The 26,348-nt window shown below is 60.6% G+C and carries 25 protein-coding genes; 13 read left to right on the plus strand and 12 right to left on the minus strand.

From position 1 onward, the window contains the following. The first annotated feature begins 3 nt into the window (after positions 1 to 3). Genes HDC32_RS20820 through HDC32_RS20830 form a run of 3 tightly spaced genes read left to right on the plus strand, consistent with a single transcriptional unit; the run spans position 4 to position 2,602 of the window. Positions 4 to 1,083 (plus strand): heme A synthase, encoded by a 1,080-nt coding sequence (locus tag HDC32_RS20820; RefSeq protein ID WP_184745294.1) that lies wholly within the window; start codon positions 4 to 6, stop codon positions 1,081 to 1,083. Then, positions 1,071 to 1,970, plus strand: coding sequence for a heme o synthase (gene cyoE / locus HDC32_RS20825; protein ID WP_167656824.1), 900 nt, complete (start codon positions 1,071 to 1,073; stop codon positions 1,968 to 1,970). The genes HDC32_RS20820 and cyoE overlap by 13 nt, the downstream gene beginning before the upstream one ends. Further along, positions 1,967 to 2,602 carry an SCO family protein gene (locus tag HDC32_RS20830; protein WP_184745296.1) on the plus strand — a complete coding sequence of 212 codons (636 nt, stop codon included), beginning with the start codon at positions 1,967 to 1,969 and terminating at the stop codon, positions 2,600 to 2,602. Before cyoE ends, HDC32_RS20830 begins: the two co-directional genes overlap by 4 nt. A gap of 144 nt (positions 2,603 to 2,746) precedes the next feature. On the opposite strand, the gene HDC32_RS20835 is transcribed toward HDC32_RS20830, so the two are convergent. Genes HDC32_RS20835 through HDC32_RS20845 form a run of 3 tightly spaced genes read right to left on the minus strand, consistent with a single transcriptional unit; the run spans position 2,747 to position 5,253 of the window. Next, positions 2,747 to 3,520, minus strand: a complete 774-nt coding sequence (locus tag HDC32_RS20835; protein WP_184745298.1) for a MetQ/NlpA family ABC transporter substrate-binding protein — start codon at positions 3,518 to 3,520, stop codon at positions 2,747 to 2,749. 51 nt (positions 3,521 to 3,571) lie between these two features. Then, positions 3,572 to 4,246, minus strand: a complete 675-nt coding sequence (locus HDC32_RS20840) for a methionine ABC transporter permease (RefSeq protein ID WP_090401268.1) — start codon at positions 4,244 to 4,246, stop codon at positions 3,572 to 3,574. Then, entirely contained in the window at positions 4,246 to 5,253 is a 1,008-nt protein-coding gene (locus tag HDC32_RS20845) for a methionine ABC transporter ATP-binding protein (RefSeq protein WP_184745300.1), read from the minus strand. Before HDC32_RS20845 ends, HDC32_RS20840 begins: the two co-directional genes overlap by 1 nt. 265 nt (positions 5,254 to 5,518) lie before the next feature. On the opposite strand from HDC32_RS20845, the gene katE reads away from it, so the two are divergent. Beyond that, positions 5,519 to 7,660 carry a catalase HPII gene (gene katE / locus HDC32_RS20850; protein ID WP_131699580.1) on the plus strand — a complete coding sequence of 714 codons (2,142 nt, stop codon included), beginning with the start codon at positions 5,519 to 5,521 and terminating at the stop codon, positions 7,658 to 7,660. Positions 7,661 to 7,757: 97 nt separating this feature from the next. On the opposite strand, the gene HDC32_RS20855 is transcribed toward katE, so the two are convergent. Genes HDC32_RS20855 through zur form a run of 4 tightly spaced genes read right to left on the minus strand, consistent with a single transcriptional unit; the run spans position 7,758 to position 10,563 of the window. After that, positions 7,758 to 8,477 carry a PA5502 family lipoprotein gene (locus HDC32_RS20855; protein ID WP_184745302.1) on the minus strand — a complete coding sequence of 240 codons (720 nt, stop codon included), beginning with the start codon at positions 8,475 to 8,477 and terminating at the stop codon, positions 7,758 to 7,760. 37 nt (positions 8,478 to 8,514) lie between these two features. Further along, entirely contained in the window at positions 8,515 to 9,303 is a 789-nt protein-coding gene (gene znuB, locus HDC32_RS20860; RefSeq protein WP_167656819.1) for a zinc ABC transporter permease subunit ZnuB, read from the minus strand. Then, on the minus strand, positions 9,296 to 10,081 hold the full coding sequence (gene znuC / locus HDC32_RS20865; protein WP_184745304.1) for a zinc ABC transporter ATP-binding protein ZnuC: 786 nt from the start codon (positions 10,079 to 10,081) through the stop codon (positions 9,296 to 9,298). The genes znuB and znuC overlap by 8 nt, the downstream gene beginning before the upstream one ends. Further along, positions 10,081 to 10,563, minus strand: coding sequence for a zinc uptake transcriptional repressor Zur (gene zur, locus HDC32_RS20870; RefSeq protein WP_026136513.1), 483 nt, complete (start codon positions 10,561 to 10,563; stop codon positions 10,081 to 10,083). The genes znuC and zur overlap by 1 nt, the downstream gene beginning before the upstream one ends. Positions 10,564 to 10,621: 58 nt before the next feature. On the opposite strand from zur, the gene HDC32_RS20875 reads away from it, so the two are divergent. Continuing rightward, complete coding sequence (locus tag HDC32_RS20875; RefSeq protein WP_131699577.1) at positions 10,622 to 11,551, plus strand: zinc ABC transporter substrate-binding protein; 930 nt, start codon at positions 10,622 to 10,624, stop codon at positions 11,549 to 11,551. A 125-nt stretch (positions 11,552 to 11,676) separates the two neighbouring features. Here the strand turns inward: HDC32_RS20875 and HDC32_RS20880 are convergent, their stop codons facing one another. Together HDC32_RS20880 and HDC32_RS20885 are read right to left on the minus strand one after the other, a co-directional pair. Beyond that, positions 11,677 to 12,630: a homoserine kinase gene (locus HDC32_RS20880; RefSeq protein ID WP_131699576.1), complete on the minus strand. Its 954-nt coding sequence runs from the start codon at positions 12,628 to 12,630 to the stop codon at positions 11,677 to 11,679. 56 nt (positions 12,631 to 12,686) lie between these two features. Further along, positions 12,687 to 12,977: a DUF2782 domain-containing protein gene (locus HDC32_RS20885; protein ID WP_131699575.1), complete on the minus strand. Its 291-nt coding sequence runs from the start codon at positions 12,975 to 12,977 to the stop codon at positions 12,687 to 12,689. Positions 12,978 to 13,051: 74 nt separating this feature from the next. Between HDC32_RS20885 and polA the strand changes: the two genes are divergently transcribed. Then, positions 13,052 to 15,835 carry a DNA polymerase I gene (gene polA / locus HDC32_RS20890; protein WP_184745306.1) on the plus strand — a complete coding sequence of 928 codons (2,784 nt, stop codon included), beginning with the start codon at positions 13,052 to 13,054 and terminating at the stop codon, positions 15,833 to 15,835. Between the two features lie 269 nt (positions 15,836 to 16,104). Here the strand turns inward: polA and yihA are convergent, their stop codons facing one another. Then, a complete protein-coding gene (gene yihA / locus HDC32_RS20895; protein WP_145338344.1) occupies positions 16,105 to 16,746 on the minus strand; it encodes a ribosome biogenesis GTP-binding protein YihA/YsxC in 642 nt (213 codons plus the stop codon). 192 nt (positions 16,747 to 16,938) lie between these two features. On the opposite strand from yihA, the gene HDC32_RS20900 reads away from it, so the two are divergent. From HDC32_RS20900 to HDC32_RS20925, 6 genes are all read left to right on the plus strand, one after another. Further along, positions 16,939 to 17,241, plus strand: a complete 303-nt coding sequence (locus HDC32_RS20900) for a cytochrome c5 family protein (protein ID WP_131699573.1) — start codon at positions 16,939 to 16,941, stop codon at positions 17,239 to 17,241. Between the two features lie 33 nt (positions 17,242 to 17,274). Then, positions 17,275 to 17,901: a cytochrome c4 gene (locus HDC32_RS20905; RefSeq protein WP_145338343.1), complete on the plus strand. Its 627-nt coding sequence runs from the start codon at positions 17,275 to 17,277 to the stop codon at positions 17,899 to 17,901. Between the two features lie 168 nt (positions 17,902 to 18,069). After that, complete coding sequence (gene dsbA / locus HDC32_RS20910) at positions 18,070 to 18,705, plus strand: thiol:disulfide interchange protein DsbA (RefSeq protein ID WP_065937861.1); 636 nt, start codon at positions 18,070 to 18,072, stop codon at positions 18,703 to 18,705. 10 nt (positions 18,706 to 18,715) lie between these two features. Next, positions 18,716 to 19,594, plus strand: coding sequence for an endonuclease/exonuclease/phosphatase family protein (locus HDC32_RS20915; RefSeq protein ID WP_131699571.1), 879 nt, complete (start codon positions 18,716 to 18,718; stop codon positions 19,592 to 19,594). Beyond that, entirely contained in the window at positions 19,591 to 21,666 is a 2,076-nt protein-coding gene (locus HDC32_RS20920) for a GGDEF domain-containing protein (protein ID WP_184745308.1), read from the plus strand. The genes HDC32_RS20915 and HDC32_RS20920 overlap by 4 nt, the downstream gene beginning before the upstream one ends. 88 nt (positions 21,667 to 21,754) lie before the next feature. Beyond that, positions 21,755 to 22,531 (plus strand): N-acetylmuramoyl-L-alanine amidase, encoded by a 777-nt coding sequence (locus HDC32_RS20925; protein ID WP_145338342.1) that lies wholly within the window; start codon positions 21,755 to 21,757, stop codon positions 22,529 to 22,531. Positions 22,532 to 22,539: 8 nt separating this feature from the next. Here the strand turns inward: HDC32_RS20925 and HDC32_RS20930 are convergent, their stop codons facing one another. Both HDC32_RS20930 and algB read right to left on the minus strand, forming a co-directional pair. Further along, positions 22,540 to 24,327, minus strand: coding sequence for a KinB sensor domain-containing domain (locus HDC32_RS20930; protein ID WP_167656815.1), 1,788 nt, complete (start codon positions 24,325 to 24,327; stop codon positions 22,540 to 22,542). Positions 24,328 to 24,337: 10 nt separating this feature from the next. Beyond that, positions 24,338 to 25,684 carry a sigma-54-dependent response regulator transcription factor AlgB gene (gene algB / locus HDC32_RS20935; protein ID WP_053127283.1) on the minus strand — a complete coding sequence of 449 codons (1,347 nt, stop codon included), beginning with the start codon at positions 25,682 to 25,684 and terminating at the stop codon, positions 24,338 to 24,340. 378 nt (positions 25,685 to 26,062) lie between these two features. Here algB and HDC32_RS20940 point away from each other — a divergent pair, with 378 nt between their 5' ends. Beyond that, a complete protein-coding gene (locus HDC32_RS20940) occupies positions 26,063 to 26,347 on the plus strand; it encodes a hypothetical protein (RefSeq protein WP_131699567.1) in 285 nt (94 codons plus the stop codon). The last annotated feature ends 1 nt before the right edge of the window (position 26,348 follow it).

A 26,348-nucleotide genomic window follows, 5' to 3' on the forward strand; every position in this document is an offset into this window, starting at 1 on the left:
GTCATGGCCAAACCTGGATTTCGCCTCGCGTTGTTTGCCACCCTCCTGGCGCTGATCGTCGTGCTGCTCGGCGCCTACACCCGCCTGACCCATGCCGGTCTTGGTTGCCCGGACTGGCCGGGCTGCTATGGGTTTATCAGCGTGCCGCAAAGCGAGGCCCAGTTGGCCCATGCCCAATTGCATTTTCCCGATACGCCGGTGGAGGCTGACAAGGGGTGGGCCGAGATGACTCATCGCTACTTCGCCGGCACCCTGGGCCTGTTGATTGTGCTGTTGGCGGCGCGTTCGTGGAGCCATCGGCGTGATCCGGGCCAGCCAGTGAAACTGCCGTTGTTTCTGTTGATGGTGGTGTTTGCCCAGGCGGCATTTGGCATGTGGACAGTGACGTTGAAGCTCTGGCCCCAGGTGGTGACGGGCCACCTGCTGGGTGGTTTTGCGACCTTGAGCCTGTTGTTCTTGCTGACCCTGCGCTTGTCTGGGGTGTTGCCCGCGTTGATCGTGCCCAAGCGCCTGCAATATTGGGCGACGGCGGGACTGGTGCTGGTGATCGGGCAAATCGCGTTGGGCGGTTGGGTGAGTTCCAACTACGCCGCCGTGGCCTGCGTCGACTTGCCCACCTGCCATGGCGCGTGGTGGCCCGCGGCTGACTTCGCCAACGGCTTTCACCTGACCCAGCACATCGGGCCCAATTACCTTGGCGGCCAACTCGACAGCGAAGCGCGTACCGCCATTCACCTGACTCACCGCATTGGCGCGGTGCTGGTCACCCTGGTGCTGCTCGGCCTGGCCTGGCAGTTGCGCGCCGTAGGCATGACGCGGCTTGCAGGCCTGCTGTTGATCGCCCTGTTCGCGCAAATCAGCCTGGGCCTGAGCAATGTGTATTTCGGCTTGCCGCTGCCGGTGGCGGTCGCTCATAACGCCGGCGGTGCTGCGCTGCTGCTGACGTTGGTGCTGGTTAATTACCACGCCCGCACCAGCCTGGTCCGGGTGCGTGATCAGTTGCTCTTCGGCTGGCGCTTCAGCCCGCGCAAACACGTATCGGGCCTCATCACCCTTAAAGGAGAGATGCCATGGCGACCTTGATCGGCGCGCGTCAAGGCCGGGCGGTCTGGCGCGATTACCTGGAGCTGACCAAGCCGAAAGTGGTGGTGCTGATGCTCATCACTTCCCTGGTGGGTATGTTCCTCGCCACACGCGCAGGCGTGCCGTGGACGGTGCTGGTGTTCGGCAATCTGGGCATTGCCCTGTGTGCGGGCGGCGCGGCGGCGGTGAACCATGTGGTGGACCGGCGGATTGATGCGGTGATGGCTCGCACCCATAAGCGGCCGTTGGCGGAGGGGCGTGTGTCGCCGGTGGCGGCGCTGGCCTTTGCTTTGTTTCTAGCCGTTGCAGGATTGGCCTTGTTGCTGGCGTTCACCAACCCCCTGGCGGCATGGCTGACGCTGGCTTCGCTGCTCGGTTACGCGGTGGTCTACACCGGTTTTCTCAAGCGTGCGACGCCACAAAATATTGTCATCGGAGGCCTGGCCGGTGCCGCGCCACCGCTGTTGGGCTGGGTCGCCGTCACCGGCCACGTCAGCGCCGAGCCCTTGTTGCTGGTGCTGATTATCTTCGCCTGGACCCCGCCGCACTTCTGGGCGCTGGCCATTCACCGCAAGGAGGAATACGCCAAGGCCGATATCCCGATGCTGCCGGTCACCCACGGCGAGCATTACACCAAGGTGCATATCCTGCTCTATACCTTTGCGCTGCTGGCGGTGAGCCTGATGCCCTACGTGATCCACATGAGCGGCCCGCTGTACCTGGCATGCGCACTGTTGTTGGGCGGACGCTTTCTGCAATGGGCCTGGGTGCTGTACCGTGGCGCTCAGCCGCACGCGGCGATCAACACCTTCAAGTACTCTATCTGGTACCTGTTCCTGCTGTTTATCGCCCTGCTCGTAGACCACTACTTACTGTTGAACCTATGACTCGAACTCAAAAAACCGTCTTTATCCTGGTGGCCACTGTCGCGTTGATCATGGGCCTGACCGTTAACAAAGTGCTGTCGGGCAAGGGCCAGGGCGACCCTACCGCGTTGATCGACGCCGGCATCATCCTGCTGCCGCAAAGCCGTCAGCTGCCGCCAGTGACCATGACCAACCAGGACGGCCAGCCGGTGCTGGTCAACGAGTTGAAAGGCAAGTGGAGCCTGCTGTTCTTCGGCTACACCTTCTGCCCCGACATCTGCCCGACCACCCTCGCCCAACTGCGCCAGATCAAGAGCGAGTTGCCTAAAGAGGCTGTGGATAAGTTGCAGGTGATTCTGGTCAGCGTCGACCCGAATCGCGACACCCCGACCCAGCTCAAGCAGTACCTGGGCTACTTTGACCCGCAATTCGAAGGCCTTACCGGCGCGAACGTGGAGGATGTGCAGAAGGTCTCGAATGCCGTGAGCATCCCATTCATCCCGGCAGACACCAGCAAGCCCAACTACACCGTCGACCACAGCGGCAACCTCGCGCTGATCGGCCCGGATGGTACCCAGCGCGGGTTTATCCGTGCGCCGTTGAACAACCAGAAGCTGGTGGCGCAACTGCCAGGGTTGTTGCAGCGCAAGTAACAGGCAACGCAAAACACATGTGGGAGGGGGCTTGCCCCCGATGGCGGCAGATCAGTCAGCTCATGCAGCGACTGATACTCCGCAATCGGGGGCAAGCCCCCTCCCACATTTTTTGATCTCCAGCGTGTTGGAGACCGAGTCGGATCAGAACGCCGGCAGGATCGCGCCTTTGTACTTCTCTTGGATGAATTGCTTCACCTCAGGGGTGTGCAGGGCTGCAATCAGCTTCTTCATCGCGTCCGAATCCTTGTTGTCTTCGCGGCTCACCAGGATGTTCACGTAAGGCGAGTCATTGCCTTCGATCACCAGGGCGTCCTTGGACGGGTCCAGCTTGGCTTCCAGCGCATAGTTGGTGTTGATCAGCGCCAGGTCGACCTGGGTCAGCACGCGCGGCAGGGTGGCGGCTTCGAGTTCGCGGAATTTCAGGTTTTTCGGGTTTGCGGTGATGTCCTTGATGGTCGACAGGATGTTGGTCGGGTCCTTCAGGGTGATCAGGCCGTTGTTGGCCAGCAGCAACAGGGCACGGCCGCCGTTGGTGGCGTCGTTCGGGATCACCACGTTGGCACCGTTTGGCAGGTCTTCCAGCTTCTTGTACTTGCTGGAGTAAGCCCCCAGGGGCTCCAGGTGCACAGCGCCGACGCTTACCAGCTGAGTGCCTTTGGCTTTGTTGAATTCATCCAGGTATGGCTGGTGCTGGAAGAAGTTCGCGTCCAGGCGCTTTTCGGCCACTTGTACGTTGGGCTGTACGTAGTCGGTGAAGACTTTGATCTGCAGGTCCACGCCTTCTTTGGCGAGGGCAGGCTTCACGAATTCCAGGATTTCCGCGTGGGGCACCGGCGAGGCTGCGACTTTCAGGGTCTCGGCGGCGTGGGCGGAAAACGCGGCAACGGCGGCGAAAGCAACCAGTAGTTTTTTCATCCAACAAGCTCCTTGTTCGGGCATGTGCCGGCTTGTGACCGGCAATGGCCGTTATTTTCGAGAAAAATGCACCACCAGCTTGTCGCCGACGGTTTGCAGAATTTGCACCAGGATCAACAGCATCACCACGGTGACCACCATCACATCGGTCTGGAAACGCTGGTAACCGAAACGGATCGCCAGGTCACCCAGGCCGCCGGCACCGACCACGCCGGCCATGGCCGTGTAGGACACCAGTGTAATCGCCGTCACCGTTATCGCTGCGAAGATGCCGGGGCGTGCCTCGGGCAGCAGCGCGTTGATGATGATCTGGCGGGTGCTGGCGCCCATGGACTGGGTGGCTTCGATGATGCCGCGGTCCACTTCACGCAGGGCGGTTTCCACCAGGCGCGCGAAGAATGGCGTGGCACCCACCACCAGTGGCGGGATCGCGCCCGCAACGCCCAGGGAGGTGCCGGTGATCAGTACGGTGAACGGGATCATCACGATCAACAGGATGATGAACGGCAGCGAGCGCAGGATGTTCACGACCAGCGACAGCAGCGCGTACAGGCCTTTTTGCTCGAACAGCTGACGTGGGCTGGTCAGGAACAGCAGCACGCCCAAGGGCAGGCCAAGTACTACGGTGAAGAACAGCGAACCGAACAGCATGATCATGGTGTCGCCGGTGGCGAGCCAGATTTCGGACCAGTCGATATTGGCGAAGAAACTCAGGAACACTTCCATTAGCGCAGCACCTCCATGTGGACGTCTGCGGCGGTGAAGCGGGCAAAGGCCGCTTCCATGTCACCACCGGTGACCGCCAGGGTCAGTTGCCCGTAGGGGATGTCTTTGATGCGGTCGATGCGGCCGGCGAGGATGCTGTAGTCCACCCCCGTTTCGCGGGCGACGGTACCCAGCAGTGGCGCGTAGGTCGCTTCACCCTGGAACGTCAGCCGTACGATGCGACCCGGTACATGGGCGAAGTCATCACGCAGCTCGCCTTCATCGACTTGCTCGGCTTCCTGCACAAAACGTTTGGTGGTCGGGTGCTTGGGGTGCAGGAATACGTCGGCCACCGAGCCTTGCTCGACGATCACGCCGGCATCCATCACGGCTACCTGGTCACACACGCGGCGGATCACATCCATTTCATGAGTGATCAGCACGATGGTCAGTTTCAACTCGCGATTGATCTCGGCCAGCAGTTGCAGGACCGAGGCGGTGGTTTGCGGGTCGAGGGCGCTGGTGGCTTCGTCGCACAGCAGGATTTTCGGCTTGGTCGCCAGGGCGCGGGCAATACCGACGCGTTGCTTCTGGCCGCCAGACAACTGCGCCGGGTACTTCTTGGCGTGGTCCGACAGGCCGACGCGGGCGAGTAGCTCGGCGACACGTTGGTCGATCTCCTTGCGCGACAATTCGCCGGCCAGGGTCAGTGGCAGCGCCACATTGTCGGCAACGGTCTTCGACGCCAGGAGGTTGAAGTGCTGGAAGATCATCCCGACCTGTTGACGGAAACGGCGCAGGCCGTTGGCATCCAGGGCGGTGACTTCTTCGCCGTCCACCGTGATCTGGCCGCCGCTGGGCTCTTCCAGGCGGTTGATCAGGCGCAGCAGTGTGCTTTTACCTGCACCCGAGTGGCCGATCAAGCCAAACACCTGGCCGTTCTCGACGCGCAGGCTGGTGGGGTGCAGCGCGGGAATATCCTTACCGGCGACGCGGTAGGTTTTATGGACGTTTTGAAACTCGATCACGTAGCGAACCTTGTGGGGCGCATTGAAAAGGGATCAGCGGTTAGCCGGGCGCGCATTTTAGCCTGTCCGAATAGCGTTTCTTAGCATTTATTTCGCATTCAACCAGTGATTTGGCAATAACGCGATCAAAGGTCACAAAAAAGGAACGGTGCAAAACCGTGTCAGTCACTACTTAAGCAACTCGATTTCCCAGGTGCCGTGCCTGGGGTTTTGCTCAAACGAGCCGGGGACCGCTCTGGCCACTTTGAATAAGGAGTTTTGACTGATGAGTACCAAGAAGCCAGCCACCCCGTCGAAGAGTGAGCTCGCGGGCACCGATACCCTGGACCGTGGCAACACCAACGCCAAGCTGCAGGCCCTGGAGGAATTCCGTTCCGATGCGACCGGCCAGGCCCTGCGTACCAACCAAGGCGTGAAGATTTCCGACAACCAGAACACCTTGAAAGTCGGTGCCCGCGGCCCTTCGCTGCTGGAAGACTTCATCATGCGTGAAAAAATCACGCACTTTGACCATGAGCGCATCCCCGAGCGCATCGTGCATGCCCGGGGCACCGGTGCCCATGGCTATTTCCAGACCTATGAAAACCATTCTGCGCTGAGCAAGGCGGGTTTCCTGCGCGATCCCGGCCATAAAACCCCGGTGTTCGTGCGTTTCTCCACGGTGCAGGGCCCGCGTGGTTCCGGCGATACGGTGCGTGACGTGCGCGGTTTCGCGGTGAAGTTCTTCACCGATGAAGGCAACTTCGACTTGGTCGGCAACAACATGCCGGTGTTTTTCATTCAGGATGCGATCAAGTTTCCCGACTTCGTGCACGCGGTAAAACCTGAGCCGCACAATGAAATTCCTACAGGCGGCTCGGCCCACGATACGTTCTGGGATTTTGTTTCGTTGCAGCCGGAATCGGCGCACATGGTGATTTGGGCGATGTCTGACCGTGCCATTCCAAAAAGCCTGCGTGCCATGCAGGGTTTTGGCATTCACACCTTCCGCTTCATCAATACCGAAGGTAAGTCGAGCTTTGTGAAGTTTCATTGGCACCCGAAGGTCGGCACCTGTTCCCTGGTGTGGGACGAAGCGCAAAAGCTTGCCGGTAAAGATACCGATTACCACCGTCGTGACCTGTGGGAAGCGATTGAAAGCGGCGACTACCCTGAGTGGGAGCTGGGTGTGCAGATCGTTGCGGAGGAAGACGAGCATAAGTTCGACTTCGACCTGCTCGACCCGACCAAGATCATCCCCGAGGAACTGGTGCCGATCACGCCGCTGGGCAAGATGGTGCTTAACCGCAACCCGGATAACTTCTTTGCCGAAGTCGAGCAGGTCGCGTTTTGCCCGGGTCATATCGTGCCGGGCATCGACTTCACCAACGACCCTTTGCTGCAAGGCCGTCTGTTTTCCTACACGGATACGCAGATTAGCCGTCTCGGTGGGCCGAACTTCCATGAGCTGCCGATCAACCGACCTGTGGTGCCTTTCCACAACGGTCAGCGCGACGCCCAGCATCGCACCGTGATCGACAAGGGCCGTGCGGCGTACGAGCCGAATTCTATTGATGGTGGTTGGCCGAAGGAAACGCCACCGGCTGCCCAGGATGGCGGTTTCGAGACCTATTACGAGCGCGTCGACGCCAATAAGGTGCGTGAGCGCAGTGAGTCGTTTGGCGATCACTTCTCGCAAGCCGCGCTGTTTTTCCACAGCATGAGCCATCACGAGAAAGAGCACATCATCGCGGCCTACAGCTTCGAGTTGGGCAAGGTGGAGCGTGAGTTCATTCGCGCACGTCAGGTCAACGAGATTCTGGCCAATATCGATCTGGAACTGGCCAAGCGCGTTGCGCAGAACCTCGGTTTGCCTGCACCGACCAAAGGCACGGTTGCGCCGCGTGAGACTTCGCTGAAAGAGTCGCCGGCGTTGAGCCAGGTGAACTTGCTGTCGGGTGATATCAAGACGCGCAAAGTCGCGATTCTTGCGGCTGACGGTGTGGATGGCGCGGCGATTGATGCGCTGAAAAAAGCACTGGAGGCAGAAGGTGCCCATGCGAAGTTGCTTGGGCCGACCTCGGCGCCGGTGAAGACGGCCGATGGCAAGAGCCTGCCGGTAGATGCGTCGATGGAAGGCATGCCGTCCATTGCGTTTGATGCCGTGTTTATCCCGGGTGGAAAAGAGTCGGTGAAAGCACTGAGCGGCGATGGTGTGGCGTTGCATTACGTTCTGGAAGCCTACAAACACCTGAAGGCGATTGCAGTTGCCAGTGACGTGAAGCCACTGCTGGATCTGCTGAAGCTAGAGGCGGATGCGGGGCTGATCGTTGGCGCGGATGCGAAAGCGTTCAAGGCGTTTTTTGCCGCGATTGCACAACATCGGGTTTGGGATCGTGAGCCGAAGGCTAAGGCGATTCCAGCTTAAGTTATTGGTTGCTTGTTAGACCGCTATCGGGGGCAAGCCCCTCCCACATTTGAATTGTGAATAAATTCAATTGTGGGAGGGGCTTGCCCCCGATGCGTTATTCCGCCTTGCGCGGAATCAAAACCACCTGCGCCGGAATATGTTTCAAAATCTGCCGGTGAATCTTCAGCTCATACTCCGAATCAATGCGCTTCACCCGTTTGGTCAGCAACGTGGCCAGCCATGGGTAATCCTGGGTACGCGGCGCCTGGATCGTCACATCACACTGGTAATTCACCACATCGGTGGCGATTGCATCCAGTTGATGGCGCAGCTCTTCGATGTCGGTGAGGTTCAGCGCCACGGTGGTGCTTGGCGCCGCCGGGTCGATGACCTTGGCTGCAGGCTTGGCTTCGGCGGCCTTGAGGGCCTCTTCGGCCTTATCCAACTCGGCCTTGCGGGCGTGGGTGATGGCGCTGTTTACGCCGCCGGTCAGCGCCGGCGCCTTGGGCATCAGCGCGCGGGCACGGCTCAGGGCGGTGGCGGCGGCGTTTACGTCGCCTTTTTGCAGCACGATCTGGCTGCGCTGCAGGTAAGCCTCGGCCAATTGACGTTGGTAGGGTTCCAGCGTCGGGTCATTGGGCGACTGGGCCTGCAGCGCGGCCAGTTGGTCTTCGGCGGTGGCCAGCTCACTGCTGGCCAGGTTTTGCTCCAGCTGCGCGATGGCCGCAGCACGCGGATCCGTAGCCTCTGGGGCGGCGGGCGGTGTGCTTTGACAGGCGCCCAGCAGCAGGGAAAACGCGGCAAGGAGCAGATAACGGGAGGTGAACAGCTTCATTCCTGCGACTCTCTATTTGCGCAAAAAGCGAGCAAGTCTACACCCCTCGACGGGGCAGGACAAAACTCAGCAGAAACAGGGCGGCGGCCGTCACCACAATGGACGGCCCTGCCGGTGTGTCCTTGAACCACGACAACGCCAGGCCCCCGCACACTGCCAGCATGCCCAACAGGCTGGCACCGATCGCCATCTGCTCCGGTGAGCGGGCATGGCGCTGGGCGGCGGCGGCGGGGATGATCAACAGCGACGTGATCAACAATACGCCGACAATCTTCATCGCGACAGCAATCACCACCGCGATCAACAACATGAGCGCCATGCGCAGGGCGGGCACCGGCAAGCCTTCTACGGTTGCCAGTTCTTCGTGCACGGTGATTGCCAGCAATGGGCGCCACAGGGTCACCAGCAGCGCCAGTACGGCAGCGCTGCCGCCGAGGATCCATGCGAGGTCGGTGGGGCTGATCGCCAACAGGTCGCCAAACAGGTAGGCCATCAAGTCGATGCGCACTTCATGCATAAAGCTCAGCACCACCAGGCCCAGGGACAGCGTGCTCGGCGCCAGGATGCCGAGCAGGGTGTCGGAGGCCAGCGGTTGGCGCTGCTGCAGGGTCACCAGCAATACCGCCAGGAGCAGGCAGCCCACGGTTACCGCGATGGTCGGGCTGACATCCAGCAGGAAGCCCAGGGCCACCCCCAGCAGCGCGGCGTGGGACAACGTGTCGCCAAAGTACGCCATGCGTCGCCAGACCACGAACGAGCCCAGTGGGCCCGCCACCAACGCCAGAGCCAAGCCTGCCAGCAGGGCGTAAAGCAGAAAATCAGCCATGCTTGCAGCTATCTCCATGAACGTGAGTGTGGGGCGTCGCGGGATCGTCAACGACAGCGCCATGCAGGTCATGGGCATGGTCGTGATGATGGTGATAGATCGCCAGGCTCTGGGCGTTCTTGCCGAACAGCTCGACGAACGCCGGGTCGCCGCTGACCTGTTCCGGGTGACCGGAGCAGCACACGTGACGGTTGAGGCACACCACCTGGTCGGTGGTGCTCATCACCAGGTGCAGGTCGTGGGAGACCATCAGCACGCCGCAGCCATGGCGGTCGCGCAGACGGGTGATCAGGCTGTACAACTCAGCCTGGCCGGCGACGTCGACGCCCTGCACGGGTTCATCCAGCACCAGCAACTCGGGTTCGCGCAACAGGGCGCGGGCCAGCAGTACCCGCTGCATTTCGCCGCCGGAGATGCTTTGCACCGGGCTGTCGATGACCTGTTCGGCCCCGACTTCCTTGAGGGCGGCCTGCGCGCGGGCGCGGTCCACACCGGGCACCAGGCGCAAAAAACGCAGTACGGATAAGGGCAGAGTCGGATCAACGTGCAGCTTTTGCGGCATATAGCCCACACGCAGCCTGGGCTTGCGCCACACGCTGCCGGTGTCGGGTTTGAGCAGGCCGAGTACGGCGCGCACCAGGGTGGTCTTGCCGGCGCCATTGGGGCCGATCAGGGTGACGATCTGCCCCGGCTCGACGCTCAATGCGATGTTATCCAGCACGTTTTGCCCGGCGAACGTGACGCCGACCTGGTCCAGGCGGATTAACGCGTTGCTCATCAAGCCCCCTGGCAGCCCGAGCACAGGCCGACCACTTCGACCGTTTGCCCTTCGACCCGGAAGCCCACGTCGGCGGAGCTCTTGATGATGGCGTCGCTGATGCTTTTTTGTTCAAGTTCGATGGCGGCGTGGCACTCGCGGCAGATCAGGAACTGGCCCTGATGCGCGTGTTCCGGGTGGTTGCAGCCGACAAACGCGTTGAGCGAGGCAATGCGGTGCACCAGGCCATTTTCCAGCAGGAAATCCAGCGCGCGATACACCGTAGGCGGCGCGGCGCGGCGGCCGTCCTGCTCGCTGAGCACACCCAGGATGTCGTAGGCGCCCAGGGGTTTGTGGCTCTGCCAGACCAGTTCCAGCACCCGGCGGCGCAGAGCAGTCAGGCGCAAGCCCTTCTGTGCGCAGAGGGTGTCGGCCTCCGACAGCGCGGTATGCACGCAGTGAGAGTGGTCGTGTGGACGGCTGGCAAGCGGTGTTTTAGGCATGAGCGGCGACAGATATTTGATAGAGACGTTATTATGTTACCCGTTCCTACGCCATTGAGTGGTCATCGTGTCCCGACTTTTTCCCGTTTTTGTCGTATTTGTCACCAGTTTGTTCATGACTGGCGCCGCTCAGGCTGAGGTCAAGGTGCTGACCAGCATCAAGCCGTTGCAGTTGATTGCCGCTGCTGTGCAAGACGGTGTGGCCGTTCCGGAGGTGTTGTTGCCGCCGGGTGCGTCGCCGCATAACTATGCGTTGCGCCCATCCGACGTACGGCGCGTGCAGTCAGTCGATCTGCTGTATTGGATCGGGCCGGATATGGAGAGCTTCCTTCCTCGCGTGCTCAAAGGTCGTACAGCCGCGACCGTTGCTGTCCAAGACCTGCCAGGCATGAAGCTCCGCCGCTTCGCCGAAGATAGCCATTCCCACGCCGACGATGCCGACGAACATGACCATGATCATCGCCCAGGCAGCGTGGATGCGCACTTATGGTTGTCGACGGTCAATGCTCGTGTGATCGCCGCGCGCATGGCGTCTGACCTCAGCGCTGCCGACCCGAGCAATGCCGCGCGTTACCAGAGCAACGTGAAGGCATTCGACGAGCGCCTGGATGCCCTTGATGCGCGCCTTAAAAAGCGCATGGCGAGCATCGGTGACAAACCTTACTTCGTGTTCCACGAAGCCTTTGATTACTTCGAAGACGCTTACGGGCTCAAGCACACCGGTGTGTTCAGTGTTGCTGCCGAAGTGCAGCCTGGCGCCCAGCATGTGGCGGCGATGCGTACGCGTTTGGAGGAAGTGGGCAAGACCTGCGTGTTCAGCGAGCCGCCTTTGCGTCCGCGCCTGGCTGAAACCCTGGTGGCTGGCCTTCCGGTGAAGTTGGCGGAATTGGATGCGCTGGGCGGCTACACCCCGGCCACAGCCCAGGGTTACGAACAGGTGCTGGAGAAATTGGGGAACGACTTGGCAGGGTGCCTGGAGTCGTTATAAGCCGCAGCGCAGATCAAATGTAGGAGGGGGCTTGCTCCCGATGACGGCGTTTCAGTCGATGATAAGTTGACTGGTCCACCGCCATCGGGAGCAAGCCCCCTCCCACATTTTGACCGGGTTGGTCCTTAGAGCGCGAATGGCAGGTGGACGGTGACCTGCTGACGCTGCGTCAACCGATGCTCGAACTCGGCGGGATCGTGAATCAGCACATCCTGCCCGGCAAACGACTCGGCAGCGATCAGGCGCGACAACCAGAACCGCACGCACGCCACCCGCAACATGGTCGGCCACAACTCGGCCTCCTTGGCGGTGAACGGACGCAGCCCGGCGTAGGCACCCAGCAGCGCACGGGCGCGCGGGCCATCGATGACGCCATCGGCGTCCGAACACCAGTCATTCAGGGCGATTGCCACGTCGTAGAGCATCGGACCCGAGCAGGCGTTGTAGAAGTCGATCAGGCCGGTCAGGTGCGTGCCTTCGAACATCGCATTGTCGCGGAACAGGTCGGCGTGAACGTTCGCGCGTGGCAGAGCGAGGATGTCGGCCTTGTGGGCCTCGATTTCGGTCAATGCAGCGTGCAGCAGGCTTTGCTGTGCATCGTTCAAGTGCGAAATCAGCTGCGCACCCTCGTTGAGCATCCAGTCCAGGCCGCGATCGGTCTTGCGCTCCAGCACTTTCTCGCCTTGCGTCGCCAGGTGCAGATGACCGAGAAGGTCGCCTACCTGGGCGCAATGCTGTGCGTTGGCGTCCTTGATGTGTTTGCCGGCCAGGCGTGGTTGCAGCAGGGCCGGTTTGCCTTTCAGTTCGCGCAATGCCACGCCATCGGTGGTGCGCAGGGCATAGGGCACCGGCAGGTCGGCGTCGTGGAGCACGTCGAGCAGTTCGATGAAGAACGGCATTTCCGCGACGGGGCCGCGCTCAACCAGGGTCAGGACGAATTCGCCCTGTTCCAGGCTGATAAAGAAATTGGTGTTTTCGCTACCAGCGGCAATCCCCTGGAAGTCAAGCAGGCGGCCGAGCCCGTAGGGGGCAAGAAAGGTTTCCAGCTCGGGCCGAGCCAGGGGGGTGAACACAGACATGGTTAAAACTGCCAGTACGGGCGCCGCGGTGCGCGGCGCCAATTGAAGTTAAGAAATCATTTCCATTCGAAGATCTTCCATGACGGAATCAGCATATCCGGCTGGTCAGAGCGGATGAAGTTCGCGTCGGTTCCGTCCGCGCGCACGAGGAAATACGGCGGAAAGCCTTTCTTCGTTATCTTGATTGCGTACAGGAAACCGTTTTGGCGGTACTCCTGAATGGTTCTGTCGCCCTCCGTGCGAATGGTAACTTCCGGATCACCCGAAGGGGCACTGTCTGCTGCGATGGCAACCATCGGAGCGAGTGCAATCAGGCCGGTCAACAGCAGGCGATTGAATGTACGCATGATAACCTTGTCCCTTTGTTTTCATTGGTCCGGCTATTCTAGCGCCTGACCCGCCGAAAAGGTTGATCCTGCTCATGAGCCAAGCACCCCTCGTCCTGGTGGACGGTTCTTCATATCTGTACCGCGCCTTCCACGCGCTGCCACCGCTGACCACCTCCAAAGGCCTGCCGACCGGTGCGGTCAAGGGCGTGTTGAACATGCTCAAAAGCTTGCGCAAACAGTATCCGGACAGCCCGTTCGCAGTCGTGTTCGACGCAAAGGGTGGAACCTTTCGCGATGACATGTACGCCGAATACAAGGCCAATCGCCCGAGCATGCCCGATGACATGCGTCTGCAGATCGAGCCACTGCACCAGAGCGTGATCGCCCTCGGTTTCCCGTTGCTGTGCGTCGAAGGCGTCGAGGCCGATGACGTGATCGGCACCCTGGCCCGCAGCAGTGCGGCCGCTGACCGTCCGGTGGTGATCTCCACCGGCGACAAGGACATGGCGCAGTTGGTCGACGGGCACATTACCTTGGTCAACACCATGACCGGTAGCTCGATGGACATTGAGGGCGTAAAGGAGAAATTTGGCGTCGCTCCGGAGCAGATTATCGATTATCTGGCGTTGATGGGGGATTCGTCCGACAACATCCCTGGCGTCCCGGGCATTGGTCCTAAGACGGCTTCCGGCTTGCTGGTAGGTGTGAATGGCGGTCTGAAAGAGCTTTATGAGCAGTTGGATATCGTGCCGACCTTGCCGATCCGGGGTGCCAAGACGTTACCGGCCAAGCTCGAAGAGCATCGAGAGATGGCGTTCCTTTCCTATCAGTTGGCGACGATCAAGATCGATGTGCCGCTGGATGTAGGCCTGGATGACTTGCACTTGATCGAACCGGACCGCGAGAAACTCCTGGAGCTGTATACCCTGCTGGAGTTCAAGAGCTGGTTCGATGAGATTCAGCGCGATGCCAAACGGGTGGAGCTCAAGGCCGCGCCTGTTGCCGAGGACATTGTTGAGGTTGCCCCCGCAGCACCCGCAGAGACGATCTACACCACCATTCTCGACCAAGGCACATTCGATGTCTGGATGAAGAAGCTCAACGACGCGACGTTGTTCGCTTTCGACACCGAAACCACCGGGATCGACGGCCAGCAGGCGCAGTTGGTCGGGGTGTCCTTTGCCGTGAAGCCCCATGAAGCTGCCTACATCCCGCTGACCCACTCCTACATCGGTGCGCCGCAGCAGTTGGATCGCGACACCGTGTTGCTGGCCTTGAAGCCATTGCTGGAAGACCCGAGCAAGCTCAAGGTCGGCCAGCACGCCAAGTTCGACATGAATATCCTGGCCAACTGTGCCATCGGCGGCGACCCGGCGAATGGCATCAGCGTGCGCGGCATCGCTTTCGACACCATGCTTGAATCCTATGTGTTGAATTCCACTGCGACCCGCCATGACATGGACAGCCTGGCCAAGAAGTACCTGGACTACGACACCGTCAGTTTCCAGGACATCGCCGGCAGAGGCGCCAAGCAGCTGACGTTCGACCAGATCCCGCTCGAACAGGCTGGCCCTTATGCCGCCGAGGATGCCGACGTGACGCTGCGCCTGCATCAGGCATTGCACGCACAACTCACGGCCATACCAAGCCTGGCGAGTGTGCTGACGGACATCGAAATTCCCTTGGTACCGGTGCTGGCACGTATCGAACGCCAGGGCGCCCTGGTGGATGCGCAGCTGCTCGGTGTCCAGAGCATCGAGCTGGGCAATAAGATGGTTGAGCTGGAGCGCCAGGCGTTCGAGATCGCCGGCGAAGCATTCAACCTGGGTTCGCCCAAGCAGCTCGGGGCGATTCTCTACGAGAAGCTCGGCCTGCCGGTGCTGAAAAAGACGGGCAAGGGACAGGCGTCCACGGCAGAGGAAGTGCTGGCCAAGCTGGCCGAAGATGACTATCCGCTGCCCAAGGTACTGATGCAGTACCGCAGCATGAGCAAGCTGAAAAGCACTTACACCGACCGCTTGCCGGAGCAGATCAACCCGCGTACCGGGCGTGTTCACACCTCTTACCATCAGGCGGTGGCGGCGACCGGGCGACTGTCTTCCAGCGACCCGAACCTGCAGAACATCCCGGTGCGCACCGCCGAAGGGCGGCGCATCCGCCAGGCATTCGTGGCGCCGAAGGGCTACAAACTGCTGGCGGCGGACTATTCGCAGATCGAACTGCGGATCATGGCGCACCTGTCCAAGGACGAGGGGCTGATGAATGCGTTCCGCAACGACCTGGACGTGCACACCGCCACGGCGGCCGAGGTGTTCAAGGTTGAATTGGCTGAGGTCACGTCCAGTCAGCGTCGCAGTGCCAAGGCGATCAACTTTGGCCTGATCTACGGTATGGGGGCACAGAAGCTCGGCAAGGACATCGGTGTCGATACCAAGACCGCAAAGGCTTACATCGATCTGTACTTCGCCCGCTACCCAGGGGTTCGCGAGTACATGGAGCGCACCCGTGCCCAGGCTGCCGATCAAGGCTACGTGGAAACGTTCTTCGGGCGTCGGCTGTATTTGCCGGACATCAATTCCAACAAACCTCAGGAGCGCGCGGCCGCAGAACGCACGGCGATCAATGCGCCGATGCAGGGCACGGCGGCGGATATCATCAAGAAAGCCATGGTGCTGGTGGATAACTGGCTGACCGCGTCGGGCCTGGATGCCAAGGTGATCCTGCAGGTACACGATGAACTGGTGCTGGAGGTGCGTGAGGATCTGGTGGCAGAGGCCAGCGAGAAGATTCGCGAGCACATGAGTGCGGCCGCGCAGTTGGATGTGCCGTTGGTGGTGGACGTTGGTGTAGGCGATAACTGGGACGAAGCGCACTGATTTCGCGGCGCCGCCATCACCGGGCGTGATGGCGGAGTGCTTTAGACCGGAAATCCGTTTCAGTTATTACCAATAGTTTTTTGAACCTGCCGGAACTTAACCCGTGAATTGCTACTCAGAGTTACTGAATGGGTGGTGAAGCCCTTCAATGCTCCTATGTTGTGTTAAGTGTTGGCAGATATCCGGACCCCGCCCTAGCGGTCCGGTACTTGAACCCCGAACTTCCCCTCCCCATACGAAGTCCGGGGTTTTTTTTGCCCGCAGAAAAGTTATTCGGCGAGTTCCGCACCTTTGTCTGCCAGTTCCATCCAGCTGGCCAGTACGGTATAGGCATCTTCCAGGCCCATGCGCTTGGGGGCCGAGAACAGCTGGATAGTGATTGTGTCGCCCCAGCCCTTACGAATTTCGGACTGCACTTTGAGCAGGGTGTTCTTGGCGGCGCCGTAGGTGAGCTTGTCGGCCTTGGTCAGCAGGATATGCATCGGCATGCCGCTGGCGACGGCCCAGTCGAGCATCAGCAGGTCGAAGTCGGTCATTGGATGACGGATGTCCATCATCAGGATCAACCCCTTCAAACTCTCCCGGCCGCCCAGGTAAGCCTCCAGGTGACGCTGCCAGTGCAGCTTCAGCGGGATAGGTACTTTTGCATAACCGTAGCCCGGCAGGTCGACCAGACGCCGATCATCGTCTAGCTTGAAGAAGTTGAGTAACTGCGTGCGGCCTGGTGTTTTCGAGGTGCGCGCCAGGCTGGCGTGGGTCAGTGTGTTCAGTGCGCTGGATTTACCGGCGTTGGAGCGACCGGCAAAGGCGACTTCAAAGCCTTCGTCATCGGGGCATTGGTCAACTTTGGCGGCGCTGAGCATGAAGGTGGACTGTTGGCACAGGCCGAGGATGGGGTTCTTGAGTTGCATGAGATTTCCGATGTGGGCGGTGCCGAAAAAGGGTGCGGCAAGCGGTGTCGTTTCCGTTTCAGTAGCGCCAGTATATAATGCCGCAGATTTTGTGTGTGCTTTGTCCCAGCGAAGGATGAAGTTCACGGGAGCGATAGACCTTTATTGCGCATTAGAACGCAAAACGCTCTCAAACCCTGAAAAGGTCGATGTATGACCCGATGGTTGCTCGCTTTCGGTGCCCTGATTCCGCTTTCTGGCGCTCAGGCTACACAGGATCCGGAAGTGGTGTACAACCGAGTTTGCGTGGCTTGCCATGCTGGCCAACTGCCGAATGCCCCGAGGCGGGGTGACCAGGCAGCCTGGGCGCCAAGACTGGCGCAGGGCATGGACACGCTGGTGCAACACGTGACCCAGGGTTTCAAGGCAATGCCGCCGCGTGGTTTGTGCATGGACTGCAGTACCGAGGATTACCAGGCCATCATTGAGTTGATGGTGAGTAAACCCGGTAGATAACTCTTAAACCCTTAGCCGTAGTTGGATTAGCTGATGAACAAACTGATCGTGAGTCTGCTGTTGACCTTGGGCATCACCGGTGTTGCCTTTGCTGCAGAGGGCCCCCCTAAAGGTGTTGCCACTGCCGGCCAAGCGAAAGCCGCCGTATGTGGTGCCTGCCATGGGCCGGATGGTAACAGTCCGGCGCCGAACTTCCCCAAATTGGCCGGCCAGGGTGAACGTTACCTGACCAAGCAGATGCACGACATCAAGGACGGCAAGCGCACGGTCCTGGAAATGACCGGCTTGCTGACCAACCTCAGTGATCAGGACTTGGCGGATATCGCGGCGTATTTTGCCAGCCAGAAGGGCAGTGTGGGAGCTGCTGATCCGAAACTGGTGGCTCGTGGCGAAAAACTGTTCCGCGGCGGAGACTTGGATAAAGGCCTGCCTGCCTGCACGGGTTGCCACTCGCCCAATGGCGCGGGCATAGCCGCCGCCGGCTTCCCGCACCTGAGCGGCCAGCACGCTACCTACATTGCCAAGCAGCTGACCGATTTCCGTAAGGAAGAGGCAGGGCGAGCCAATGATGGCGACGCGGCAATCATGCGCACCATCGCTCGCAAGCTGAGTGATGAAGACATCGCCGCCGTCTCCAGCTACATCCAGGGCCTGCACTAAGGTGCACGCAACGTTAACGCTCGATTAATCCATCGATGCAAGCATAAAAAGGGTGGCTTAGGCCGCCCTTTTTTGTGGCCGCTGCCGTTACACTAACGAACTCATGTCCGCGTAGACCTGTCACAACAAAGGTCGCGTGAGGCGACTTTATTTGTCCAGGAGTAAAGCATGCGTAATCTGATCCTCAGCGCCGCTCTCGTCACTGCCAGCCTCTTCGGCATGACCGCGCAAGCTGCCGATGTGCCGCTTGAAGCCGGTAAAACCTACGTTGAATTGGCCAACCCAGTGCCGGTTTCGGTACCGGGCAAGATCGAAGTGGTGGAGTTGTTCTGGTACGGCTGCCCGCATTGCTACGCTTTTGAGCCGGTCATCAACCCTTGGGTCGAGAAGCTGCCTAAGGACGTGAATTTCAAGCGCATCCCCGCCATGTTCGGCGGCCCATGGGATGCCCACGGCCAACTGTTCCTGACTCTGGAAGCCATGGGTGTGGAGCACAAAGTTCACAATGCAGTATTCGACGCAATCCAGAAACAAGGCAAGCGCCTGACCAAGCCTGACGAAATGGCTGACTTCGTTGCCACCCAAGGTGTCGACAAGGACAAGTTCCTGGCCACCTTCAACTCCTTCGCCATCCAGGGCCAGATCAAACAGGCCAAGGAACTGGCGCAGAAGTACGGCGTGCAAGGCGTACCGACCATGATCGTCAACGGCAAGTACCGTTTCGACCTGGGCACCACCGGTGGTCCTGAAGCGACCCTCAATGTTGCCGACCAGTTGATCGCCAAAGAACGCGCAGCCAAGTAAGGGGCTCCTCATGCGCCGCTGGGGTACTCAACGTGTGGTTGGCCTGCATGAACCGCAGGTCAACGAACATCACCTGGATTCCACGGGCCTGCCGGCTGATAGCCGCCTGCGCCTGCTCAGCTTCAATATCCAAGTGGGCATCAGTACCGAGAAGTACCGGCACTACCTCACCCGTGGCTGGCAGCACTTGCTGCCCCACAACGGCCGGGCCGGTAACCTGCAGAAGATCGGCGACCTGTTGAATGATTTCGACCTGGTCGCCCTGCAGGAAGCCGACGGCGGCAGCATGCGTTCCGGCTATATCAACCAGGTAGAACACCTGGCGCACCTCGGGGCGTTCCCCTACTGGTATCAGCAGCTCAATCGCAACCTCGGGCGCCTGGCGCAGCACAGTAATGGTGTGCTCAGCCGCTTGAAGCCAACGGCCATCGAAGATCATCCGTTACCGGGCCCCAAGGGGCGCGGGGCGATTCTCGTGCGTTTTGGCGAAGGGCCTGAGGCCTTGGTGGTGGTGATGATGCACCTGGCGCTCGGGGGACGTACGCGCAACCTGCAGCTGGCCTACGTGCGTGACCTGATTGGCAACTACAAGCATCAAGTGTTGATGGGTGACATGAACACCCATGCGAACGACCTCCTGCTGAATTCCCCGTTGCGTGACCTCGGGTTACTGGCGCCGCAAGTCGAAGCCACGTTCCCCAGCTGGCGCCCGCAACGCTGTCTTGACCATATTCTGCTCAGTCCGACTCTCACACTTGAGAGTGTGCAGGTGCTGGCGCAGCCCATCTCCGATCACCTGCCGGTCGCGGTAGAGATTCGTCTGCCGGGTTCGCTCACGGCTGATGCATTGCCCGCGTTGAGCCCCGGCCCTCGCGGACCCCTTGCATGAGCGACGACGCACAGCGCTGGAAAGAAAAATACCTCTTAAGCATTGAGCAACAAGAAAAGCTCGAACGCCGCTGGGCCGCCCGCCTCGACCTGCTGCGTCGTGGGCTGGTGCGCAGCACGCTGGCGGCGGAAGGCACCGACCGCGCAGTTGACCAATGCATGAAGGAAATGCGCGACGTTGTGCGTACCGACGACATGGACGCCGCCCTCGCCGCCTTGCTGCCGCGCCTGGAAAAGGCGGTACTGGATTCGGAGCAGCGCCGCGAAACCCGGATCGACCAGATGAGCACCGCACTGACGTCCCTGGTTACGCAGTTGCAAAAGCTGCCGCTACCCCGTGAAGTAGCCCGACCGCTGAAAACCTTCGCCAAGCAGTTGGATGGCCGCGTCAGCCAGGCACGTGAGATTCCCTTGTTGCTCAGCGAGTTGAGCAGCCTGCAAGGGCAGGCACTGAATAACCTGGAGCCGGACGGTGAAACCGTGCGTCCTGGGCCGGGTTTGCTGCAACGTCTGTTTGGTGCCAAGGACGTTTCGAACGAGGCCGCGCCCAGCGAGCCTGTCCCCAGCCCGCCCCCGGTACCTGCTGCGCCTGTTGCGCCCAAGCCCGCCGCCGAGCCTCAGGAGCCCGAACAGTCCGACGCGTTGACGCAAGCGTTGCGGGCCTTTGCGTCGCCGCCTCAGGCGCCGGTTGCCGCGCAGCCTGAAGCCACAGCGCCCGCCAAGGCTGTCGATATCGCCAGTGAAAAGTTTGTGTACGAGGCGCCTGCTCAAAGGGTCACAGTGGCTGCGCCTGTCGGCGTATCTCCAGCGCCTGACGAGCTCAGGGAGCCTGAGCCTCAGGTGGAAGAGCCCGCCTCCGAAAGCGCTCTCGCTGCCTTTATCGAAACGCCGCAGGTTGCCGTCGAGGCGCCAGAGGAGACGGTGATCGGCAGCCTCTCGCTCCCTCCGGTTTTTGACGCCGAAGAACTGGACCCCGATGAACTTCAATCGGATGGCCTCTACTCCTTGCCGGATTCACCGGAGCCGTCCTACAGCTCCGTGGCCAAGCATATCGAAGATACCCTGATCGGCCTGTTGGAGGAGCTGGCCCTACCCGAGCGCCATCGTCCCCAGGCCGAAGCCATGCGCGAGCGCCTGGCCCACGGTTTGAACTGGTACGAATTGCTGCCGATCCTCGATGACCTGGCGGTGCTGATGCTGGCGATCACCGACAGCGGCCAGCACGAGTTTGAGGCTTACCTCAAACAGCTCAACGAACGCCTCGAAGCCTTCCAGGGCCATCTGCAAGTGGCCAGCGACGGTCATGCTGACAGCCGCTCCGCTGCCAGGGAGCTGGACACGCAGATTCGTGAACAGGTCGACGGCCTGCAAAGCAGCGTCCAGGACGCGGCCGACCTGGACAGCCTCAAGCAGGTGCTGGAAAGCCACCTTGAGGGTTTGCTCGGTACCATGGACGAGCACCAGCAACAACGTGACCAGCGCGAGCAGGAAGTGGCGGCGCGCCTGAAAGGGCTGGCCGAGCGGGTCGCCAATATGGAGCAGGAAGCCCAAGGATACCGTGAGCACCTCGAGGTGCAGCGCCAGAAGGCCCTGATCGATCCGCTCACCGGCTTGCCTAACCGCGCGGCCTGGAGCGAGCGCCTGGACCAGGAGGTCAACGCCTGGCACCAGCGGGGCAATAGCCTGTCGCTCGCGATGCTGGACCTGGATCACTTCAAGCGCATCAACGATGGCTACGGCCATCTGGCGGGCGACAAGGTGCTGAAAATCATCGCCAACGTCCTGCGCAAGCGCCTGCGGCCCAACGACTTTATCGCGCGGTTTGGCGGTGAGGAGTTTGTGTTGCTGATGCCCGACTCATCCCTGTCGGATGCCCTGGCGGTGGGTGAAGTACTGCGTGCCGCGATTGCGGCCTGCCCGTTTCACTTCAAGGGCGAACCGGTGACGATTACCGTGTCCATGGGCGTGGCGCAGTTGCAGCCGAGTGAGCGCAGCGAGCTGGCACTCAAGCGGGCCGACGAGGCGTTGTATCGGGCCAAGGCGGCTGGGCGTAATCAGGTGCAGGCGGCGTAAAAGATGTTCCATTGTGTAATTTGACCGCCGGGCCACAAACGGTACGTTACACTGTTGCATTATCGTCTTCAGCGTACCGTCTTCCGCCATGAAATCCTTGTACTTTGCCTGTGTATTTCTTCTGCTCGCCGGCTGCGCCAGTGGTCCGCGCCTGGACACCAGCCATCCCTCGGCGAACCACGACAACCGCGTGCAGTTCGTGGTCGTCCACTACACCTCCACCAATCTTGAACGTTCCCTTGCCCTGTTGACCCACGGCCAGGTCAGCGCTCATTACCTGATCGGCGACGACGCCGGCGCCACCATCTACAAGCTGGTGGATGAAAGCCAGCGTGCCTGGCATGCCGGGGAAAGCGAGTGGATGGGGCGTACCTGGCTCAATTCCAGTTCCATCGGTATCGAGATCGTAAACCCCGGCTACAAGGACACACCCACAGGCCGTTTGTGGTACCCGTATTCCGAGGCCCAAGTGAAATCGCTGGTGGTGTTGCTCAAGGACATCAGCAAGCGCAATGGCATCGACCCCAGGAACATCATTGGCCATAGCGATATCGCGCCCCTGCGCAAGCTCGATCCGGGGCCGCTGTTCCCCTGGAAGCGCCTGGCCGATGAAGGCCTGAGTGTGTGGCCGGATGCCCAGGCCGTCGCCCGCTTCCAGGTGCAGTACGCCGCTGAATTGCCGAGCATCACCTGGTTCCAGGAAGAATTGGCGCTCCTCGGTTACCCGACACCCCAGACGGGGGAGTTGGATGTCGCCACGCGACATGTGATCGCGGCGTTCCAGATGCGGTTCCGGCCATCGCTGTTCGATGGCATGCCGGACGCCGAAAGTGCTGCCATCCTGCGTGCCCTGAACCGGCGTTAAGCTCCCTTCTACAAGGGCAGCGCCATATAGAACTGGGTGCCCTGCCCCGGTCGCGAATACACACCCATGCGGCCGCCGTGCAATTGCACGATCTCCTTGCACAGCGCCAGCCCCAGGCCGGCGCCACCCTTCTTGCGGCCAACCTGGACAAAGGGTTCGAAGATGCGCCCTTGTTGGCCATAAGCGATACCTTCGCCGTTGTCTTCGACGCTGATAATCACCCGTTCGCCATGTCTTCGCGCCTGCAGGCGAATTTGCCCACCGTCGGCGGTATGACGCAGGGCATTGCCCAGCAGGTTGTCGAGTACCCTTTCCAGCTGCGCCTGGTCGGCATACAGCCGTGGCAGATCTGATTGGACTTCGACCAGCAGTTCGATGTGTTGCGCATTGGCGGGCTCCACGAAGCGCGCGCGCGCGTGTTCGAGCAGATCGGTCACGTCGCACGGTCCCAAGGTGAGTTTCTGCAGGCCGTTCTGGTAGCGCGAAAAGTTGAGCAGGTCGTTGATCAACTGCATCAGGCGCTGCATTTCTTCATTGACCGTATCCAGCAGGTCCGCTTCACGGGATTCCGGCGGGAACTTCGCGCGTTCACGGAACAGGCCGAACGCCATATGCATGCCGGTCACCGGCGTGCGCAGTTCATGGGAGGCGCGCAAGACGAATTCGCTGCGTACCCGCTCGAAGGCGCGCTGTTCGGTGACGTCGTGCAGCACCATCACCGCCCCAAGAATGTGTCCCTGGGTATGGCTGACAGGGGTGAGGCTGTAGGTCAGCAGACGCAGTTCGCCCTCGACTTCGACTTCCAGATCTTCCGGCGCGCGCTCCAGATTGCCGCCGCGCAACACCAGTTGCAGTTGTTCATCCAGCTCCGGGCGCACCAGCGCTTCGCCAAGGCCTTGGCCGAGGCGCTCCTCGTCCCAGCCCAATTGGCGTTGCGCAACGGGGTTGAGATGCTCCAGACGGCCTTGGCGGTCAATCATCAGCAGGCCGTCGTCGATGCTGTCGAGCACTGCTTGCAGGCGCTGCTGGCCCGCCAGCAGTTCGTCAACATTCGTCGCCTGATGCTGGCGCACCGCCTCGGCCATAAGGCCGAAGCGACGGGTCAACAGGTTCATTTCCGCTGCCGAAGAGATCGGTAGCGTCACTTCAAAATCGCCCTGACCGATCTTGTCCGCCGCTTTTGCCAGCGCTTCGATCGGCGCGCCAAATCGCCGGGCGATGCCATGGGCCGTGACAAATCCGATGATCAGCACTGCAAGGCCCACCAACCCCAGCAAGCCGGCGATCAGCAAGGCGCGCGCGCGGGATTTGTGCTCGCTGTTGCTGATGTTTTGCAGGGCCTGCTTATGTTGATCAATCAGCCCATTGCGCAGCGCATTGAAGGCTTCGGTGAGTTTTTCCTTGCTGCCCGGCGGTGGCGACGCTTGCTGGGATTGCTCGAATGCGTCCAGCAGGTTCTGGTATTGGGTTCGCGCCTGGCTGAAACCGTGGCTATGACCGTCGCGTTGCTCATGGGCGATGCCTTGGTCCAGCAGGTCGAAGTACCGCTGCTTGGCGCGTTGCAATGCCTGCGGATCGGGACGATGTTCCAGCATCATGATCAATTGGTCGCCAAGGCTTTGGCGCAGTTTGAGCCCCAGGTCCAGCGTGACGAAGTTGCTGCGAATCAGGGACTCCTGGGTCTTGGCCATTTGCATGACGCTGACCAGACCCAGGATCAGACCCAACAGGGCGACGGTGATCAGCGCTGAGATACTCAGGAACAACCGAGTGCGCAGTGTCATCGCGAGCTTCATAGGGTGCAGCTCACAGGTTGTACTGTTTGCGTTTGCGGTACAGGGTCGACGCGTCGATGCCGAGGGTACGGGCCGCCTGGTCCAGGGTGTCGCTGGTGGCGAGCACGGCGCCGATATGCGCTTTCTCCAGCTCGTCCAGGCTCAGCGCCGCGCCAATCCGTGGGGCATTATTGGTGGGTTGCTCAGCCATGCCGAGGTGGATGATTTCGACCTTCTCCTGCGGGCAGATAATGCTGGCGCGCTCCACCACGTTGCGCAGCTCACGGATATTGCCGGGCCAGCGATAGTTGAGCAGGGCTTCGCGTGCCTGATCACTGAAGCCTCGCGCCGGGCGGGCATACTCCTTGACGAAGCGCGCCAGGAAGCGGTCTGCGAGGGTGAGGATGTCTTCACTGCGCTCGCGCAGCGGTGGCAGGTGCAAGGTGATGACATTGAGGCGATACAACAAGTCTTCGCGGAAACGACCGTCGCGCACCATGTCTTCCAGGTTCAGGTTGGTGGCGGCAAGGATGCGCACATCGGCGCGCCGGGTGACCGGGTCGCCCACGCGCTCATATTCCTTATCCTGGATAAATCGCAGCAACTTGGGTTGCAGCGTGAGGGGAAAGTCGCCGATCTCGTCGAGAAACAGCGTACCGCCGTCCGCCTGGTTGACCCGGCCCAACGTGCTCTCACTGGCACCGGTAAAAGCGCCACGGCTATGGCCGAACAGTTCGCTCTCCATCAGCTCTGCCGTCAGCGACGGACAGTTGATGGTCACGCAGGATTTTTTCGAGCGCTTGCTCCAGCCGTGAATGGCCCGGGCCAGCTCGCCTTTACCGGTACCGGATTCGCCGAGGATCAGAATGTTGGCATCCGTCCCGGCTACCTGGCGTGCGGTTTCCAGCACCACCATCATCGACGGGCTGTGGGAGTCGAGGCCGTCTTTCTGCTGGCGTACGGCGCCTTCCAATGCTTCCAGGCGTGCGGAAAGCTGGCGCACTTCCAACTGCTTGGCGGTAGCCAGGCGCAACTGATCGGGGCTGCAAGGCTTGACCAGGTAGTCGGCAGCACCGGCCTGGATCGCATCCACGGCGGTATCGACGGCGGAATGGGCGGTGACGATCACCACACGCATCCACGGCGCCTGGACCCGCATCTGGGCCAGCACATCCAGGCCATTGTCTTCACCCAGGCGCAGGTCCAGGAAGCACAGATCGAACACCTGGCGTTGCATCAGGGCATCGGCCTGGGCGGCGCTGTTGGCGGTGGCGACGGTGTAGCCTTCATCTTCCAGGCAATAACGGAAGGTGCGGAGGATCGCGGACTCGTCATCCACTAAAAGAATGCGGCCTTGAAGTTCCTTGGCTGATTCCATCTGTCCCGCGCTCCTTAAACTATGAATGATGGTGTTTAGTCCCGGAATAATCGGGCAAGTTGCATGGTTTATTCTGATCGATAAAAGGCAGCGTCGTGCGGGTATCTGCATTGCTTCCTACAAAGCCCCGCCTGATGGCGTTTTCATGCTGTCTTGCCAGTTCGGCAACATCCCATCCGCTTTCTATCCCTTCACCCGACCATTGACCATCGTGCATTTCGCACGGCGTACGGGGGGGCATCGTGCAGGATGCTGGGCGATTGCCCTAGCGCGTATATTTAACCTATTGATTTTATTGAATTTTATTTTGCAAAAAAGCTGGCATGCGCTCTGCAATAGCTATCCCAACGAATAATCAGAATGCGGGAGAACAGCAGCATGACTCGCCAAAGCCTCAGCCAACTGCGTGTATCGCCGCTGCGCTTGCAACAAGGGCTGTTTGCCAGCTTGGCCCTGATGGTCACGCTGATCGCAGGCCAGCAGTTGCAGCAATGGCAGCAGAGTCCGCAGCAAGTCCCGTCGTTCGACCGTCCGGTAACGGCCCAGACCCATTTCAGTTCCATTGGCAGCCGTACCGCTGATGTAACCGCCCCGCAACTGCGTGTGGCCGATCAGGATTCCACCCTGGGCGAGCTGCCGACCCAAGAGCGTTGGGTGTTTTAGG

It is taken from the genome of Pseudomonas sp. JAI120, from assembly GCF_014207255.1.
Taxonomy (GTDB): Bacteria; Pseudomonadota; Gammaproteobacteria; order Pseudomonadales; family Pseudomonadaceae; genus Aquipseudomonas.

What these genes read in the sequence shown, in the direction of transcription:
- HDC32_RS20820 (WP_184745294.1), top strand. Translation starts at nt 4, where the DNA reads ATGGCCAAACCTGGATTTCGCCTCGCGTTGTTTGCCACCCTCCTGGCG.
- cyoE (WP_167656824.1), top strand. Translation starts at nt 1,071, where the DNA reads ATGGCGACCTTGATCGGCGCGCGTCAAGGCCGGGCGGTCTGGCGCGAT.
- HDC32_RS20830 (WP_184745296.1), top strand. Translation starts at nt 1,967, where the DNA reads ATGACTCGAACTCAAAAAACCGTCTTTATCCTGGTGGCCACTGTCGCG.
- HDC32_RS20835 (WP_184745298.1), bottom strand. Translation starts at nt 3,520, where the DNA reads ATGAAAAAACTACTGGTTGCTTTCGCCGCCGTTGCCGCGTTTTCCGCC.
- HDC32_RS20840 (WP_090401268.1), bottom strand. Translation starts at nt 4,246, where the DNA reads ATGGAAGTGTTCCTGAGTTTCTTCGCCAATATCGACTGGTCCGAAATC.
- katE (WP_131699580.1), top strand. Translation starts at nt 5,519, where the DNA reads ATGAGTACCAAGAAGCCAGCCACCCCGTCGAAGAGTGAGCTCGCGGGC.
- HDC32_RS20855 (WP_184745302.1), bottom strand. Translation starts at nt 8,477, where the DNA reads ATGAAGCTGTTCACCTCCCGTTATCTGCTCCTTGCCGCGTTTTCCCTG.
- znuB (WP_167656819.1), bottom strand. Translation starts at nt 9,303, where the DNA reads ATGGCTGATTTTCTGCTTTACGCCCTGCTGGCAGGCTTGGCTCTGGCG.
- znuC (WP_184745304.1), bottom strand. Translation starts at nt 10,081, where the DNA reads ATGAGCAACGCGTTAATCCGCCTGGACCAGGTCGGCGTCACGTTCGCC.
- zur (WP_026136513.1), bottom strand. Translation starts at nt 10,563, where the DNA reads ATGCCTAAAACACCGCTTGCCAGCCGTCCACACGACCACTCTCACTGC.
- HDC32_RS20880 (WP_131699576.1), bottom strand. Translation starts at nt 12,630, where the DNA reads ATGTCTGTGTTCACCCCCCTGGCTCGGCCCGAGCTGGAAACCTTTCTT.
- HDC32_RS20885 (WP_131699575.1), bottom strand. Translation starts at nt 12,977, where the DNA reads ATGCGTACATTCAATCGCCTGCTGTTGACCGGCCTGATTGCACTCGCT.
- polA (WP_184745306.1), top strand. Translation starts at nt 13,052, where the DNA reads ATGAGCCAAGCACCCCTCGTCCTGGTGGACGGTTCTTCATATCTGTAC.
- yihA (WP_145338344.1), bottom strand. Translation starts at nt 16,746, where the DNA reads ATGCAACTCAAGAACCCCATCCTCGGCCTGTGCCAACAGTCCACCTTC.
- HDC32_RS20900 (WP_131699573.1), top strand. Translation starts at nt 16,939, where the DNA reads ATGACCCGATGGTTGCTCGCTTTCGGTGCCCTGATTCCGCTTTCTGGC.
- HDC32_RS20905 (WP_145338343.1), top strand. Translation starts at nt 17,275, where the DNA reads ATGAACAAACTGATCGTGAGTCTGCTGTTGACCTTGGGCATCACCGGT.
- dsbA (WP_065937861.1), top strand. Translation starts at nt 18,070, where the DNA reads ATGCGTAATCTGATCCTCAGCGCCGCTCTCGTCACTGCCAGCCTCTTC.
- HDC32_RS20915 (WP_131699571.1), top strand. Translation starts at nt 18,716, where the DNA reads ATGCGCCGCTGGGGTACTCAACGTGTGGTTGGCCTGCATGAACCGCAG.
- HDC32_RS20920 (WP_184745308.1), top strand. Translation starts at nt 19,591, where the DNA reads ATGAGCGACGACGCACAGCGCTGGAAAGAAAAATACCTCTTAAGCATT.
- HDC32_RS20925 (WP_145338342.1), top strand. Translation starts at nt 21,755, where the DNA reads ATGAAATCCTTGTACTTTGCCTGTGTATTTCTTCTGCTCGCCGGCTGC.
- HDC32_RS20930 (WP_167656815.1), bottom strand. Translation starts at nt 24,327, where the DNA reads ATGAAGCTCGCGATGACACTGCGCACTCGGTTGTTCCTGAGTATCTCA.
- algB (WP_053127283.1), bottom strand. Translation starts at nt 25,684, where the DNA reads ATGGAATCAGCCAAGGAACTTCAAGGCCGCATTCTTTTAGTGGATGAC.
- HDC32_RS20940 (WP_131699567.1), top strand. Translation starts at nt 26,063, where the DNA reads ATGACTCGCCAAAGCCTCAGCCAACTGCGTGTATCGCCGCTGCGCTTG.